Below are 13,693 nucleotides of genomic sequence, written 5' to 3'. Positions count from 1 at the left end.
CCTGCATCACCCGTTCTTCCCCACACAACAGCTTGGCCGCTTCGCTGACGTCAGCCACGTTGCCGGCCGTGAGCCTCAAGGTGTGGATCAGTCCCGTCTGGTCATCCACCCCCCACATGCACTTTGGCGCCGAAATGGTGAGTAGACCCAAGGAGTTTCACCTCGGCTCAGAAACAGCTCACGCCGTGTCTTTTTCTTTTTGCCAGCGTACTCGATGTCGCTGAAACTCAGTTGACCCGATGCTTGCATGGTAGAGCGCTCTCGAAAGGCGGGTGGCTGCTAGTTTACCGGAAACCAGATTCGTGCAGAGATGCCTTAACCGACCCTAATTCAGCGATCATGTAATCGATAAACACCCGCACTCGCTGGGGGGTATGCCGACCATGTGGATAGAGTAGTGAAAAGGGGCGTGATCGACCAGCGAATGGCTGGAGTACCTCGACTAACGTACCTTGGCGCAAATCTTCCGCCACAACGAAACGATAGGTCTGACAGAGTCCAGCGCCACTACGTGCCAATGTCGCAACGCCCAGCACTTCCTCCGATACAAAGTAGTCGCCTTCGGTAATGACGTCCACATCGTTGCCATCTTGCTGAAACTGCCAGCTGATGCGCTTGCCACTGCTAGGCAATTCAAATTGGATACAGCTGTGTTGACGTAGTGCTTCCAGGGTGGTGGGCGTACCCACCCTTGCAAGGTAATCTGGTGTTGCCACCACGACCAACATAGCATCCTCCAGTTTACGTGCAATCAAGCTGGAGTCTGTCGGCGGACGTGCGCGAATGGCGAGGTCGAAGCCCTCACCAGCAAAGTCAATGTTGCGATTGCAAAGATGGATTTCTATTTGTACGCCAGGAAAACGGGCGCGGAAGGCAGGCAGCATGGGCAGCAGTCGGTAATGACCATAAGCCGTTGAGCAACTGATGCGCAGACAGCCGACAGGGGCCACCTGCTGACCTGTCACCTCTCGCTCAGCCTCTACCAACAAATTGAGTGCTTGACGACACTGTGCAAAATACAGTCGTCCCCCATCGGTGAGCAAAATATGCCGAGTGGTGCGTTGAAACAACCTGACACCTAGTCGGGCCTCCAGTCGGGATACCGATCGACTGACTGCTGCGGGGGTGACACCAGCCGCAGTTGCGGCTGCAGTAAAACTGCCCAATTCTGCGGCCAAACAGAATAACTCCATGCTGCCTAATTGCAGATCATCAAGCTGACGCTTCATTTATTGATTACATCATGTATCAAGATATGTAAATGGTACGCTATTTATCTACGAGCACGGAACAAATAGACTGCATTTCGTCGCCGCAACGAGTCTGCGGTTTATCACAACAGAAAGCCCATTATCATGATTAAACAATGGATCACGGCAGCTGTTATCGGCATTGGTATGCCGATAACAGCATGGGCGCAATCCCATGGCGAGGTACTGGTCGTCGTGTCGAGTGAGCATCAGTTGGAATTGAAAGGTGGTAAACGCTATACAACTGGCTACTACCTCAATGAATTGGCAGTACCGGTTCAAAAATTGATAGCAGCCGGGTACACCCCCGTATTTGCCAATCCCAAAGGCAACACGCCGTCAATGGACGCGCACTCCAACAATAAGTTGTTTTTTGGTGGTGACGATGTCAAACGAGCTGCGACACAACAGTTTGTGGCACAACTTGTATCGTTGCAAAAACCAAAGAAGTTGAGCGCTGTCGTGAGCGAAGGCACCGATCGTTATGTTGGCATCTTCCTACCAGGAGGCCATGCGCCCATGCAGGATCTGGTGAAGGATCCAGATTTGGGAAAAATCCTGCGCAGCTTTCATGACAGTGGCCGCCCGACCGCATTGCTATGCCATGCTCCGATCGCGCTGTTGTCAACGCTGTCGAATGCATCAGGTTTCCATCAGGCACTCGTCAAGAATGATGAGGCATCTCAGCGCAAGTTCGCCGATGGTTGGCCATATGCCGGCTACAGGATGACGGTGTTTTCCACTGCAGAGGAGCGCGCGGTTGAACCTGGCCAGCTCAAAGGTGAAGTGGCATTTTACCCCGCAGAGGCGCTGGCTGAAGCGGGAGGGAGAGTGCAGAACGCCGGCAAATGGAAAAGTGAAGTGGTGCAGGATCGGGAATTGATCACCGGTCAACAGCCGTTCTCTGATGCCACCTTGGCTGAACTGTTCATTAAAGCGCTGGACGCGCAGCGTAGTGCCCGTTAGTCCCAATCGCAACAGTCCGATCGGCAGTTTGCCTACCTGCCATGACAATTACCCAGGAAACCTACTATGAAACTCTTTTACTCTCCAGGTGCATGCTCATTGGTGCCCCACATCATGTTACATGAAGCTGGGCTTGCATTCTCGCTGGTCCGTGTCGACACGGCCGAACATCAGACTGCGCAAGGGGCGGACTACTATGTGGTTAACCCGAAGGGGCAGGTGCCACTGCTGGAACTGGAAGATGGTCAGTACTTGAGCGAAGGACCAGTCATTGCCCAGTATATTGGTGACCGTGCCGCACGACACGACTTGATGCCCGTTGCGGGGAGTATGGCTCGTTACCGGGTGATGGAATGGCAAAATTACATCACCTCTGAACTGCACAAATCGTTCAGCCCTCTGTTTCATTCAGCACTAGACACAACAGGCAAAGCGGTGTTCACGGCCGCATTGCACAAAAAGTTCGAATGGGTATCTGGTCAGTTGCAAGGCAAACATTACCTGACGGGTGACCATTTCACCGCAGCCGATGCTTATCTATTTGTAGTGGCTGGTTGGGCAAAACATGTTGGGCTGGATCTGTCCCCTCACTTGGCTTTAGGTGAATTCTTAAAACGGGTTGCTAGTAGACCAGCGGTTCAGTCGGCAATGCGGGCTGAAGGGTTGCTGAACTAGGCGGTAATCGAATCAGGCGCCTGGCGCACTACGACCCCGTATCTAACGCACGCAGCTAACAAACAAGACGACATGGAATAGCTTATGTGGACAAATACAGAAATTACACGACGGCTTGGTCTGACCGTCCCAATTATCCAGGGTCCTTTTGGTGGTGGACTATCGTCGGTGACGTTGACCGCTACCGTAGCGGAAGCTGGGGGATTGGGCTCGTTTGGCGCCCATCATTTGAGTGGGGCACAAATCAACGAGATAGCTAAGGCCATTCGGGCGCAAACAGCGCGCCCATTTGCACTCAATCTTTGGATACCCTATCAGGACAGTGACAACCCGCTTATCAGTGATAGCGACTTTGCACAACACGCGGCGCGATTGGCGCCTTACTATCGGGAACTGGGCATTCCCTTGCCGATCCAGCCAGTGCGATATATGCCTGCCTATGAGGAACAGATCGATGCGCTGCTGGCAGCGCGCCCAGCGGTATTCAGTTTTGTTTATGGCATACCGGCGGCCGATGTGCTTGCTCGTTGTCGGGAGCTTGATATCGTTACAATGGGCACTGCGACCACGCCAGATGAGGCAAGGCTATTGGATCAAGCCGGTGTGGACATGATTGTTGCTACCGGGGCGGAGGCGGGCGGCCATCGGGTATCGTTTTTGCAACCCGCAGAAGAATCATTGACTGGTACGTTGGCGTTAGTTCCCCAGGTCGTCGATGCAGTCGATGCACCCGTCATTGCTGCCGGCGGCATTGCGGACGGACGGGGTATTGCAGCGGCACTGATGTTGGGCGCGCAAGCCGTACAGATCGGTACAGCGTTTCTCGCTTGCCGTGAATCTGCCACCAGTGACCTGCATCGCGCCATGCTTTTTAGTCCGGAGGCCAGATACACGATGCTAAGTCGTGCCGGGACAGGTCGACTTGCACGCTTCATTCGCAATCGATTTGTGGATGAGATGCGCCCATATGAGGCGAGCTTTCCAAGCTACCCGATTCACAGTTGGTTTACCAGCCCGATCAAGGTGGCGGCTATTTCTCAGCACCGTCCTGATTTGGTCCCAATGTATGCGGGGCAGGGGGCTGGACTACTACGACATCATGATGCCCGGTCACTGTTGGACGCACTGGTGACGGAGGTGGATGCGGCCATCCGATTTTGACCCCTTTCAGGCATCTTGCGAATCAGTAGTGAGATGCTGGCTGAGCACAAGCCAAGCTATAGCCCGGAGCTGAATCCTGAAGAGCGGCTCAATGCCGCTCTCAAAAGGCATTGCTTTGGCCTCATAAAAATTCGCATAATGTGCATTTTTAACAATAGTTGCAATTAGCAACAAATAGGGAAATTATTCTATATTTTTCCTTATTAATTCCTCGGCTTGCAACCCGCCAATTTTCTCGTAAATTCCCTGCCAAACGTCCTTTTCACTGTTGCTTTTTGCTCGTTCATACTCAGAACTTGCAAACAATATAGCAGGGTCCACTTGCAAAACTTCTGCCACCTTTTCTGCTGTTTTAGGGCCAAATGCCTCATTTTTCCGCCGATACTTCGATATTGCATGCTTGGAAATCCCGAGATGTTTAGCGATTCCATAGTCTGAAGATATGCATAATGTTGTTTTTAATGCAGAAATCCAATCTAGCGTGGTCAGCATGTGCAAAATTCCAGAGTGCGCAGGGGTGAATGATCTAGCGAGGCAAAATACCCTGTCAACAGTGGTGGGTATATCGACTACTAGCCTAGTTATCGACTAATCTTTTCTCGCCAGTCACGCAGCGACACATTTAGCGCGCCATTGCGCAGTGAGACCGCAGCAGGCGGCTATCAGGAAGGGGTCAGGTAGGGGTACCGGACACATTAGCTGATACAGCGTAAATCGAACCTGAACAGAGGACACATGCAAACGGCAACCGGGCGGGAATTGGCGGCGATCTCTATAGCCACCATGCGGGCAACCATTCACGAGGCGGCGAAGAAGGTCAAGCCGGTGCCCTTGATGGTGGCCGAACCCGCGCCGGTCACGCCACCGGTGCGCAAATTGACCCGCGCCCAGTTGGAAGCCGTGGCGCTGCTCGAATCCAATTTGCTGGCCATGAATCAACAAATCATCGGCATGGCCGGTATCAATCAACGAATGGCCTTGGGACTGCAGCCCATCCATTTCGACACCATCCGCCAGCGCATCGGCCAGTTATGGCATGCGCTGGACACACTACAACTACAGCAAGGCCAGTAATGCTTGATTTACCTCACCCACGGGACACCAATCCGGTGCCCGATGCCCCCGGCTTGTCCGAAGCCCGCGACATGTGGGACGTCTATTGGGTCAAGCTGTTGCGCAAGCGGGCGCTGGCGGACTTGCCGAGCGACTTTCAGGACGTGCTGGCGCAGCAAGCGATTGATCACTTCCTGGCCGGCAACTGGCAGGCGGGCGTTACCCTGTATCGAGAAGTGGGCGTGGCACTGGACCGGCTGAGCGATCACCTGTGCGCAGCCTTTGGCCGGCAGGTGTATTTGCTGGACTTCTTCGCGGAAGCCATCACCGCCGATATTCACGCGGACATGATGGCGGGCGCGTGGGAAGCGGCGCTGGCCGGGTTTGCCGCACAGGGCACACTGCGGGCGCAACTGGAGCAAGACGCCCTGCAGATCGTGGCCGATCTGGACGATCACGACCTGAGCCACCGCGCCACGCAACTGGCGAACTTCATCACCGAGATGACGCGTCGTCCCTGGCCGAGTCACGCCAGCTTGATGGCGGCGGTCAAGGCCGTCGTGCTGCGCATGGGCGCCACGGCCCCGCAGGTGGGCCGGCAGGGCGTCACCGACGACACGCTATTGAAACGCCTGCAGGACGCCAAATGGTGGCGTCGGCAACTGCGCGTCATCCATAGCCGCACCCAAGAAGCCGCAGCCATCCGCAATGGGCAGGTGTGGCGCGGCGCCGGCCTGTATGTGTCGGACGACGCCATGCAACGGGTTCGGCAGCAGAAACGGCGCAATCGCGCCATGCTGGAGCAGACCGAAGCCGTCAACGAGGCCGGCGACTGTTACACCTTGGCGGAACTGGCCGATGTCGGCGTCAGCAATCCGCAGGTGCGCTTTGCCGAATTGATGGTGCGCATCCGCGGCTTCGAAACCATCGCTAAAGATGTCGGCCATGTCGGCTTGTTCATCACCATTTCCTGTCCGTCACGCTTTCATGCGGTGTACCGCGACAGCGGCAAGCCGAACGAGAAATACGACGGCAGCACCCCCCGCGATGCACAGGCGTATTTGACCCATCTGTGGGGCGACATCCGGGCGGTGCTGCATCAGGACGGCATCAAGCTGTACGGCTTGCGGGTGGTGGAACCGCATCACGACGGCTGCCCGCATTGGCATCTGCTGGTGTTCACCCCACGCGCCCAGCAAGCCCGCACCATTGACGTTTTCCGGCACTACGCCTTGCGCGACGCCCCGGAAGAGGTGGCGGGCCGCGAAGAGATTCGCTGTCAAGCCGTGGAGATTGACTGGCAACGCGGCACGGCAGCGGGCTACGTGGTCAAGTACCTGTGCAAGACCTTGACCGGGCGCAAAATCAATGGCGAATCCATCGGCGACAACTTTGACGGGCTGGATGCCCCGGAAGCCGCCGAGCGGGTACAGGCTTGGGCCAGTGTGTGGGGCATCCGCCAGTTTCAGCAACTGGGCACCGCCCCGGTCACAGTATGGCGCGAACTGCGGCGGCTGCATGCCCGCCAGTTGCAACAGGACGAAGGCAGTCTACAAGACGCGCTGGGGCAACAGGCGCCGCGAGAACGGCTGCATCAAACCTTCGGCGACCTGCGCCACGCCGGCACCTTGATGGAAGCCGCCTTGGCGGCGGATGCCAGTCAGTGGGCGGCATTTGTGACGATCCTGGGCGGCGTCGATTGCCCACGGCAGGCGCTGGCGGTGCAGCCGCTGAAAGACCGCGACATCATCAACCAATACGGCGAGGCCACTGGCTGCCGCGTGATCGGCGTCGCCGATGCGCAAACCGGGCAATGCATCACCACCCGCGTGCATCACTGGGAAATACGGCGGGCGCTGCCGCAGGCCAGCCCGACCCGCGCAGCCCGCTGCGCAGCTTGGACTCGTGTCAATAACTGTAATAACCACGCCGAGCGCAAGACCTTGCAGGGCCTGCAACGGCTTTACGAACGGCGGCAACGGCCAGTATCGGCCACATTAGCCGCGCAACTACAGCGCATCGAAGAAAGGGACTATGACCACGCGTACGAAACAGCAGCAATTGAGCGACTTATTGCACAGCATCGACCACAAACCCGCCCTGCTGGCGGCGGGCGACATCAAGCAGGCGGCGCGGCTGTCGCTCGCCCTCCACGTTGAGCAGGCGGATCAGCTGCGCGAGCTGCAAGAGGTCATCCAGCATCTACGGCGGCAACTGGCGACCGTGGCGAACAAGTGCGGGGTGGTGTTGCATGGCTAAAGCGAATCCGACCATTGGGCGCATCCCATGCGCCTGCTGCACTGAGGAAGCCGCCTTGAAAGAGGGCGCCAACGGCTTGGCCTATTACACCTGCCAATGGTGCGGCTATAAGGGGCAAGCGTTCAGCGAGCGCAGCAACAACACGCTGCGCAAGCGCGGCACGGTCAAGGCGGCGATTCCGGAGGCGGTGCCACCGATTCCCAGTCCGGCCTTGACGCCAATGCCACCCGTGCCGCAGTCCAGCATCACAGCACCGGCCACCACGCCACCGGCCACCAAACCGCCACGCCAATCCGGCACCTTGTTGAGTTAACAGGAGGGGAGCACATGACAGCACACGACGGCATGACGGCAGCCTTGCTGCAGCAGGCGGGCGCACTGGATGCGGAAGCGGAGGCGTTGATGCAACCCGCCATGGCCACGCCTGACGCCAACCACGACGAAAGCGACATTAGAGGCTTGCTGGAACTGGCCGGGGCGATGTTGACGCCGGTCTATCCGCGTACCGGCCAGACCTTGACTGGCAAAGCGCCGGCCATGGCAGCCGCAGCGGCACCCGTGCTGCAGAAATACGGCTGGTCGGCGTCGGGTTGGCTGGGCAAGTTCGGGCCGGAAATCGGCATGGCGGCGGTATGGCTGCCGGCAGGGCTGGAATTGGCGAAAGCGATCCGTGCCGACAAGGCCGCCAGCCAGCCAGACAAAGAGGAGGGCAACGGCGATGGCCATCAGCCGCAACAACAAGGCTGAAATCCACGCGGCGATTGGCGCGTCCGGTTCCGGCAAAACCACCTGGGTGATGTCGGAACTACAGCGCCTCAAGCCCAAGCGGCTGATGATCTGGGACACCAAGGGCGAGTTTGCGCGGGAAGGCTACGCCCAGCCGGTGACTCGGCTGCAGGACGTGGTCAGCCTCGTCACCGGCCAGAAGGCGTTCAAGGTGGCGTTTCAGCCCTGGGGCGACGACAAGCGCATGCATGCGCTATTCGATATCTTTTGCATGGCGGCATTTCAGGCTAAAAATCTAGTGTTGGTGGCGGAAGAACTGTCCGATGTCACGCTGCCATCGCGTGCCGTGGCGGGCTGGCGGCGCTGTACCAGTCAAGGGCGTTCGGAAGGCATTACGATTTACGGCTTAACCCAGCGACCGGCTAGCGTGGATAAGCATTTCTTTGGTAACTGCTCGACGATTCGATGTGGGCGGCTCAACTACGCGCAGGATGTGGCGGTGATGGCGAATGCGTTGCGAGTGGAGAAATTGAAGATTGAGGCCATTCGGAGTCATCAATGGATACGCCGGGATTTGTTTTCTGGAAAGCTAGAGTTTGGAGGGTGATGATCTGAAAAAATTGTCACTCAATCGCATTTTTTGTGCAATGCTAACCGAATCTGATTATGTCGTATTGAATTGATATAAGCATACATGGTTACATCTAACAATGTACTTCTCACAAGTGTGGAGTGATTTTGCCATTCGTTGCAGCGAGATAGGAAAGGAAGCATCATGAATATTCGTGTGAAATGGAACACAGAATGGACTTCTTACGGACCCAATGGTGATAACGTTCAGAAAGAAAAGGAAAAAATGGAAAATTGCCTAGAGCATTTCATTAGAGCCAATGCGGCGGCGCTAGGCGCTAGGGAAAATGATCAGGTAATAGTAGATGTTATACTCCATGCACGATCACATTTGATTTTCAAGGGTGAGATTTTCATATCAGAAAATAAAATAGCAGATATCACTGTCGAGAATATAGAGCCATACAAAGTTGCGCTTGTGCATTAAAGAATAAGTTTCAAAATTTAAGCAGCATTATTGTGTTTTTAACCCTGCTTTCACTTATCAGTTACCCCTCTAACACCCGTCCTATACCCCAATAGGACGGGGCGTCGCCAGTCGCTCGCCCAGCCGCCACAATGCCCCCATGCAATGACAGGGGGACACATTGAACAGCATTGCCAAAACCGCACTGATTGCCATCTGCACGATGGCCTTGGTGTATCGCATCGACGGCCTGCGCCGTCTGGTTACCGAACGTTTCTGAGGGGAGACTACACAACATGAACGCCTATCTTAAAACCGCCATCATCGCCGTGTTGGGCGTGATCATCGCCAAGCGCGTGCCCGGCATCAAAGACTATCTGTAAGGAGTACGCATGCTATTGCGCGAAGAATTGCCGTTTTTCAACGTGGTGGCGGGCGGCATTGCCACCATGGATTTTCCGCTGGGCCAGACCTATGAACGGCTGGTGTTGCAACTGGGCGGGCAGACCTTCAAGAAAGAACACATCACCGGCATCAAGTGCAAGCTGAATGGCAAGGTGTTTCACGACGTGGACGGGCCAACCCTGGACAAGATGAACGCCTATACCGGGGCGGCTATCGATCCGAACTTTCTGGTGTTGGACTTCACCGAGATTTTTGCCCGCGATCAGGTCGGGCAATCGGTCGGCGCCATTGCCACCGCCAAGGGCGTGGCCTCGTTCACCATGGAAGTGTCGATTGCACCGGGTGCGGTGCAACCGACCTTGAAAGCGTGGACGTGGACCAGTGCGCCCAAAGAGCTGAGCGTGGTCAACAAGTTACTGATGTACCCGACCAACTTTTCAACGGCGGGCACCTTTCCAATCAAGATTCCGTTCGGGGCGGCGGGCGGCTCGCTGGTGAAGCGGATTTACTTTGGTCACAACAAGACCATGACCGGCTTCGAACTGAAGATGAACGGCTTGAGCATCCATAAATCGGTGAGCGCGGTGAATGAGTTCATTGCCCGCGATAACCGCAAGGTGCCGCAAGAAGGCTTGTATGTGTATGACCCGATTGTGGACAACAACATGACGGAAATCTTGGACACCACCCGCGCCAACAGCCTGGAACTGTGGGTCACCATCAATGCGGCGGACACCATCCGCACCTATGTGGAATACCTTGATCCGCTGGGCAACCTGTAATGAAAGGGGGAGGGCATGAGTGAGGAATTCACCCTTGCCAAAGTAGACGCACCCGGCGAAGGCGCAGATTGGGCCAAGACCTTTCAGAACATGCTGACCATGGGTGCGGCGGGTCTGATCTTCAAGCACTCTGGCTTGAACACCTTGAACCAGAACAACACCGTGGCCGGTATCGATCCAGCGACCGGGCTACCCTACGCAGCGGGCGTGCCGTTGCCATCGTTGGGAACGGTTGGGCGTAGCGTCGGCGATGTAGTGCGGATGAACACCACCACCATGGCCGTTGTGGGCTTGGCTTGCATCGTGGGTTTGTGGGTGTTGCTGAAGAAATAAGGGGGGACCAATGGCATTACAAGCACCCAGCAACCCGGCTGGTTTCTGGTTTCCGGATGGCTCGGCGTCAAATCCGGGTAACCCGGTAGGTGATTGGGCAAAAAGTATGGCGAAAGGGGTGGGTGGCGGTATGTCTGGTGCCATGGGCTCGGCACTGGCCGGCGCCAGCCCATGGGGCGCAGCGATTCAGGCAGCGGGGCAGGTGGCCGGACAAGCGCTCAACCCCGACCAACTGACCAGCTCCGCCACCTCGGGCCGCATCAACCCGGAATACCGGGCCGGCGATTTCGTGATTCTGAGCAATGGCAGCGGCACGCAGAACTTCGACAAACGCAGCACCGAAACCCGGCGCACCAGTGAAGGGGGTGCCCCGTTCGGCAGCCTGCCGTGGTCGCCGTGGCTGCTGCTGGGCATGGGCGCCCTGGGGCTGGTGGCGTTGAAGATTTGGAAAGGGTAAGGCATGGGCTTGGGTAACTTCATGGGGTTTGGCAAATCCAGCTCCAACAGCAGCAGCTCCGCCACCACGGTAGATTACAAGGTCGATAACGACCAGATACACAACAACAGCGGGCTGTATGCCAAAAACGGCACCATCGTCAACAACGTCAGCAACTACACCACCGCCACCGATGGCGGCGCGGTGCGGGCGGCCTTGGAAGCCAGTCATAACGCCATTGCCCGCAGCCTGACCAGTAGCGACAACAGCGTCAATCAGGCGATGAAACTGGCCGGCGATGCGCTGCACAGCAACAACGGCGCCTTGAAAGATGCCTTTGCCGTGGTCGATGCCAATGGGTCACGGCTGGCGACCAACATCAGCCAGCTACTGGCACAAAGCGGCCATATCGCGGATGTGGGGTTGAAAGCGGCGATGGATGCGGCCAAGGATTCGCAGCATCTGGCCTCGAATGCCACCAACGACGTGAAACAGGCGTGGAAAGATGCCAAAGCCTTCGAATCCGGCAAAGACGGGCAGCTAACCCAAGTGGTGATGCTGGTGGTGGCGGGCGTGGTGGCGTTGGGCGCAGTGAGGAGTTTTAGCAAATGAGAACACATCGTCAATTGATGCCGGATAACGGCGTCTGGATCATGGCCGAACCGGGCCGACATTTCCGCTTGATCGAAGTGGGCGCGGGGCAATACGTCAACGTCACGCTATTCCGCAACGGCCTGTCGGTGTACGAAGCGGAAGGCGTGGAAAGCGGCTTCTGGGCGGAACCGGATGGCGGCTTCGACCGCTGGCAGGTCACCACCCAGCAAACGCAACCGGTCAAGGTGGCGATTACGGCGGGGCGTGGAGGTTATGACCGAGTAGCGCAAAACGTCAACGTGCAGGGGCAGATTGCCTTGAAGCAAGTCAGCAAGCTGACCACGTTGCCCGTGGCGCTGATCGGTAGCAAACCGGTCAAGGTGGTCGAGGCCGACAGCAGCCGGGGCTTGCTGCGCTTCTACAACGGCAGCCTGGAAGATATCTATCTGGGCGGCGATGCCGCCGTCACCATCGACAATTCACCGATGCGGCTACCCCCGGGCGCGCTGCTGTCGGAAAGCGATGCGGCGTGCGCGGCGTGGTGGGCAGTCACGCAATTCGACGACAAACCGCTGCGCATCATGGAGGGGCGCTGATGAGCTTCAATCTATTACTGACGGAACCGGTCAAGCCCTACAGCCGCACCGCCTATTACAAGACCTCGGGCGTGTGGGTGGTCCCGCCCAAGGTGCGGCGGGCGCGCTTTACCTATGTCGGCGGGGCTGGCGGCGGCTACCTGTGGAGCGGCGCCAGTGGCGGCGCGGGTTATTGCGCCGTGGAAGAAGTGTGGGTGTGGCCGGGTAAAACCATCCAGATCATCGTTGGGGCAGGCGGCAAGCGGGCCGCGAATCCCGAAGAGTGGGCCACCAATGGCGGGCAAACGGTCGTCATCGGCGACGGCGACACCTTCCATATGGTGGCGTGGGGTGGCTTCGGCGCCAACAAGCTGATCGGCAACGGCGGCGGGGGCACCGGCTTTGGGCAATTCGGCACCTGCGATCCGAACGGGGTGGGGATTCAGGGCATTGTGATTGTGGAATGGTAAGGAGGAACGATGGCGGTATTTGCCATGATCAACCAGCAACAACGGGTCGATAACGTGATTGTTTCGGATCGGGACAACGCGCAACGCTTGGTCAAGCTGGGGCTATGGGCGGACTGCGAAGAATTGACCGACAGCAAGTCGGGCGGCATGGGTTGCAAATTTGACGCGGACAAGCGGACCTTCAGCCCAGCATGAACCGTGCACAGCAGAAACTGATTCTATTGGGGGCCATCGCCACCGCAGCGGCGGTGCTGCTGATGGCGAGGAAAGTGAAAAAAGGGGAGGTCATAAAAAATGATGGATTTATCTTTGACATCGGCTCGTTGTTTGGGGTCGCATTTAACGTTGGAGACGTAATGCCGGGAGAGTTTTCAACAGCAATTTCAACGGGAAAAGGAAAAGCCTATTCCGCTGATTTGGAACGAATTGGCGCAAGCCATGGACTGCCGAATTTACTGTTATCGAGGATTGCGTATCAGGAAAGCCGATTTCGTGATGACATCATCAGCGGCAAGACAAAAAGCGCACGGGGTGCAATTGGCATGTTCCAGTTTATGCCGCGATCTGTAGTTAACGTGTCTAAAAATCTAATGGGTTTGAAAACACCATTCGACCCAACTGACTGGCGAGCCTCGGCTAACGCAGCCGCTGTCTATTTGCGGTACCTGTATGCAATGTTCAAGGACTGGAAAAAGGCAATTGCTGCATATAACTGGGGTGAAGGTTCTGTCGCCAAAAATGGATTGGCTACTGCACCAAGTGAAACTCGGAATTACTACACCGCAATTTGTCGCGATGTCTTCGGCGAAACGGCCAGCGTATGACTAGCAAACACTGGCTGATGCTAGGCGGTGTTGGGCTGGTGGGCGTGCTGTATCTGACCAGCAAAGCCAGCAGTCTGAAAGCATCGGATATCGGGCGCGGCATCGGCAAGGGCGCGGTCGATCTCACGGCGGGGGTGGCGTCAGGGGC

At 56.9% G+C, this 13,693-nt stretch carries 19 protein-coding genes; 17 read left to right on the top strand and 2 right to left on the bottom strand.

What is annotated here, in order from left to right; all coding sequences use genetic code 11:
* Positions 1-284 precede the first annotated feature (284 nt).
* A complete protein-coding gene (locus FFS57_RS23435; protein WP_137940258.1) occupies positions 285-1,229 on the bottom strand; it encodes a LysR family transcriptional regulator in 945 nt (314 codons plus the stop codon).
* 126 nt (positions 1,230-1,355) lie between these two features.
* Between FFS57_RS23435 and FFS57_RS23430 the strand changes: the two genes are divergently transcribed.
* From FFS57_RS23430 to FFS57_RS23420, 3 genes are all read left to right on the top strand, one after another.
* Entirely contained in the window at positions 1,356-2,216 is an 861-nt protein-coding gene (locus FFS57_RS23430; protein ID WP_137940257.1) for a type 1 glutamine amidotransferase domain-containing protein, read from the top strand.
* A 66-nt stretch (positions 2,217-2,282) separates the two neighbouring features.
* Entirely contained in the window at positions 2,283-2,891 is a 609-nt protein-coding gene (gene gstA, locus FFS57_RS23425) for a glutathione transferase GstA (RefSeq protein WP_137940256.1), read from the top strand.
* Positions 2,892-2,975: 84 nt separating this feature from the next.
* Entirely contained in the window at positions 2,976-4,052 is a 1,077-nt protein-coding gene (locus FFS57_RS23420; RefSeq protein WP_137940255.1) for an NAD(P)H-dependent flavin oxidoreductase, read from the top strand.
* Positions 4,053-4,235: 183 nt separating this feature from the next.
* Here FFS57_RS23420 and FFS57_RS23415 read toward each other — a convergent pair whose 3' ends face one another.
* A complete protein-coding gene (locus FFS57_RS23415; RefSeq protein ID WP_137940254.1) occupies positions 4,236-4,544 on the bottom strand; it encodes a helix-turn-helix domain-containing protein in 309 nt (102 codons plus the stop codon).
* Between the two features lie 243 nt (positions 4,545-4,787).
* Between FFS57_RS23415 and FFS57_RS23410 the strand changes: the two genes are divergently transcribed.
* From FFS57_RS23410 to FFS57_RS23340, 14 genes are all read left to right on the top strand, one after another.
* The gene (locus tag FFS57_RS23410) at positions 4,788-5,126 is read left to right on the top strand and encodes a hypothetical protein (RefSeq protein ID WP_137940253.1); all 339 of its coding nucleotides are present in this window, start codon (positions 4,788-4,790) and stop codon (positions 5,124-5,126) included.
* Complete coding sequence (locus tag FFS57_RS23405) at positions 5,126-7,264, top strand: replication endonuclease (protein WP_171014170.1); 2,139 nt, start codon at positions 5,126-5,128, stop codon at positions 7,262-7,264. The genes FFS57_RS23410 and FFS57_RS23405 overlap by 1 nt, the downstream gene beginning before the upstream one ends.
* 92 nt (positions 7,265-7,356) lie before the next feature.
* Positions 7,357-7,677: a hypothetical protein gene (locus FFS57_RS23395; RefSeq protein WP_137940250.1), complete on the top strand. Its 321-nt coding sequence runs from the start codon at positions 7,357-7,359 to the stop codon at positions 7,675-7,677.
* 14 nt (positions 7,678-7,691) lie between these two features.
* Complete coding sequence (locus FFS57_RS23390) at positions 7,692-8,111, top strand: hypothetical protein (RefSeq protein ID WP_137940249.1); 420 nt, start codon at positions 7,692-7,694, stop codon at positions 8,109-8,111.
* The gene (locus FFS57_RS23385; RefSeq protein ID WP_137940248.1) at positions 8,083-8,697 is read left to right on the top strand and encodes a hypothetical protein; all 615 of its coding nucleotides are present in this window, start codon (positions 8,083-8,085) and stop codon (positions 8,695-8,697) included. The genes FFS57_RS23390 and FFS57_RS23385 overlap by 29 nt, the downstream gene beginning before the upstream one ends.
* Positions 8,698-8,865: 168 nt before the next feature.
* A complete protein-coding gene (locus FFS57_RS23380) occupies positions 8,866-9,147 on the top strand; it encodes a hypothetical protein (RefSeq protein WP_137940247.1) in 282 nt (93 codons plus the stop codon).
* 371 nt (positions 9,148-9,518) lie between these two features.
* The gene (locus FFS57_RS23375) at positions 9,519-10,313 is read left to right on the top strand and encodes a major capsid protein P2 (RefSeq protein WP_137940246.1); all 795 of its coding nucleotides are present in this window, start codon (positions 9,519-9,521) and stop codon (positions 10,311-10,313) included.
* Between the two features lie 15 nt (positions 10,314-10,328).
* Positions 10,329-10,646: a hypothetical protein gene (locus FFS57_RS23370; protein WP_137940245.1), complete on the top strand. Its 318-nt coding sequence runs from the start codon at positions 10,329-10,331 to the stop codon at positions 10,644-10,646.
* A 10-nt stretch (positions 10,647-10,656) separates the two neighbouring features.
* Positions 10,657-11,103: a hypothetical protein gene (locus tag FFS57_RS23365; RefSeq protein ID WP_137940244.1), complete on the top strand. Its 447-nt coding sequence runs from the start codon at positions 10,657-10,659 to the stop codon at positions 11,101-11,103.
* Positions 11,104-11,106: 3 nt separating this feature from the next.
* Positions 11,107-11,694, top strand: coding sequence for a hypothetical protein (locus tag FFS57_RS23360; protein ID WP_137940243.1), 588 nt, complete (start codon positions 11,107-11,109; stop codon positions 11,692-11,694).
* Positions 11,691-12,272 carry a hypothetical protein gene (locus tag FFS57_RS23355; protein WP_137940242.1) on the top strand — a complete coding sequence of 194 codons (582 nt, stop codon included), beginning with the start codon at positions 11,691-11,693 and terminating at the stop codon, positions 12,270-12,272. The genes FFS57_RS23360 and FFS57_RS23355 overlap by 4 nt, the downstream gene beginning before the upstream one ends.
* A complete protein-coding gene (locus tag FFS57_RS23350) occupies positions 12,272-12,721 on the top strand; it encodes a glycine-rich domain-containing protein (RefSeq protein ID WP_137940241.1) in 450 nt (149 codons plus the stop codon). The genes FFS57_RS23355 and FFS57_RS23350 overlap by 1 nt, the downstream gene beginning before the upstream one ends.
* Positions 12,722-12,730: 9 nt before the next feature.
* On the top strand, positions 12,731-12,916 hold the full coding sequence (locus FFS57_RS23345; protein WP_137940240.1) for a hypothetical protein: 186 nt from the start codon (positions 12,731-12,733) through the stop codon (positions 12,914-12,916).
* Positions 12,913-13,545, top strand: a complete 633-nt coding sequence (locus tag FFS57_RS23340; protein ID WP_137940239.1) for a lytic transglycosylase domain-containing protein — start codon at positions 12,913-12,915, stop codon at positions 13,543-13,545. The genes FFS57_RS23345 and FFS57_RS23340 overlap by 4 nt, the downstream gene beginning before the upstream one ends.
* The last annotated feature ends 148 nt before the right edge of the window (positions 13,546-13,693 follow it).

The organism is Chitinivorax sp. B, from assembly GCF_005503445.1.
Classification (GTDB): Bacteria; Pseudomonadota; Gammaproteobacteria; order Burkholderiales; family SCOH01; genus Chitinivorax.
Note: the sequence above shows the minus strand (reverse complement) of the source record. Positions and strands in the feature narration are given on the sequence as shown.

Excerpts from the sequence above, each read along its gene's own strand:
- FFS57_RS23435 (WP_137940258.1), bottom strand. The coding sequence starts at position 1,229 with ATGAAGCGTCAGCTTGATGATCTGCAATTAGGCAGCATGGAGTTATTC.
- FFS57_RS23430 (WP_137940257.1), top strand. The coding sequence starts at position 1,356 with ATGATTAAACAATGGATCACGGCAGCTGTTATCGGCATTGGTATGCCG.
- gstA (WP_137940256.1), top strand. The coding sequence starts at position 2,283 with ATGAAACTCTTTTACTCTCCAGGTGCATGCTCATTGGTGCCCCACATC.
- FFS57_RS23420 (WP_137940255.1), top strand. The coding sequence starts at position 2,976 with ATGTGGACAAATACAGAAATTACACGACGGCTTGGTCTGACCGTCCCA.
- FFS57_RS23415 (WP_137940254.1), bottom strand. The coding sequence starts at position 4,544 with ATGCTGACCACGCTAGATTGGATTTCTGCATTAAAAACAACATTATGC.
- FFS57_RS23410 (WP_137940253.1), top strand. The coding sequence starts at position 4,788 with ATGCAAACGGCAACCGGGCGGGAATTGGCGGCGATCTCTATAGCCACC.
- FFS57_RS23405 (WP_171014170.1), top strand. The coding sequence starts at position 5,126 with ATGCTTGATTTACCTCACCCACGGGACACCAATCCGGTGCCCGATGCC.
- FFS57_RS23395 (WP_137940250.1), top strand. The coding sequence starts at position 7,357 with ATGGCTAAAGCGAATCCGACCATTGGGCGCATCCCATGCGCCTGCTGC.
- FFS57_RS23390 (WP_137940249.1), top strand. The coding sequence starts at position 7,692 with ATGACAGCACACGACGGCATGACGGCAGCCTTGCTGCAGCAGGCGGGC.
- FFS57_RS23385 (WP_137940248.1), top strand. The coding sequence starts at position 8,083 with ATGGCCATCAGCCGCAACAACAAGGCTGAAATCCACGCGGCGATTGGC.
- FFS57_RS23380 (WP_137940247.1), top strand. The coding sequence starts at position 8,866 with ATGAATATTCGTGTGAAATGGAACACAGAATGGACTTCTTACGGACCC.
- FFS57_RS23375 (WP_137940246.1), top strand. The coding sequence starts at position 9,519 with ATGCTATTGCGCGAAGAATTGCCGTTTTTCAACGTGGTGGCGGGCGGC.
- FFS57_RS23370 (WP_137940245.1), top strand. The coding sequence starts at position 10,329 with ATGAGTGAGGAATTCACCCTTGCCAAAGTAGACGCACCCGGCGAAGGC.
- FFS57_RS23365 (WP_137940244.1), top strand. The coding sequence starts at position 10,657 with ATGGCATTACAAGCACCCAGCAACCCGGCTGGTTTCTGGTTTCCGGAT.
- FFS57_RS23360 (WP_137940243.1), top strand. The coding sequence starts at position 11,107 with ATGGGCTTGGGTAACTTCATGGGGTTTGGCAAATCCAGCTCCAACAGC.
- FFS57_RS23355 (WP_137940242.1), top strand. The coding sequence starts at position 11,691 with ATGAGAACACATCGTCAATTGATGCCGGATAACGGCGTCTGGATCATG.
- FFS57_RS23350 (WP_137940241.1), top strand. The coding sequence starts at position 12,272 with ATGAGCTTCAATCTATTACTGACGGAACCGGTCAAGCCCTACAGCCGC.
- FFS57_RS23345 (WP_137940240.1), top strand. The coding sequence starts at position 12,731 with ATGGCGGTATTTGCCATGATCAACCAGCAACAACGGGTCGATAACGTG.
- FFS57_RS23340 (WP_137940239.1), top strand. The coding sequence starts at position 12,913 with ATGAACCGTGCACAGCAGAAACTGATTCTATTGGGGGCCATCGCCACC.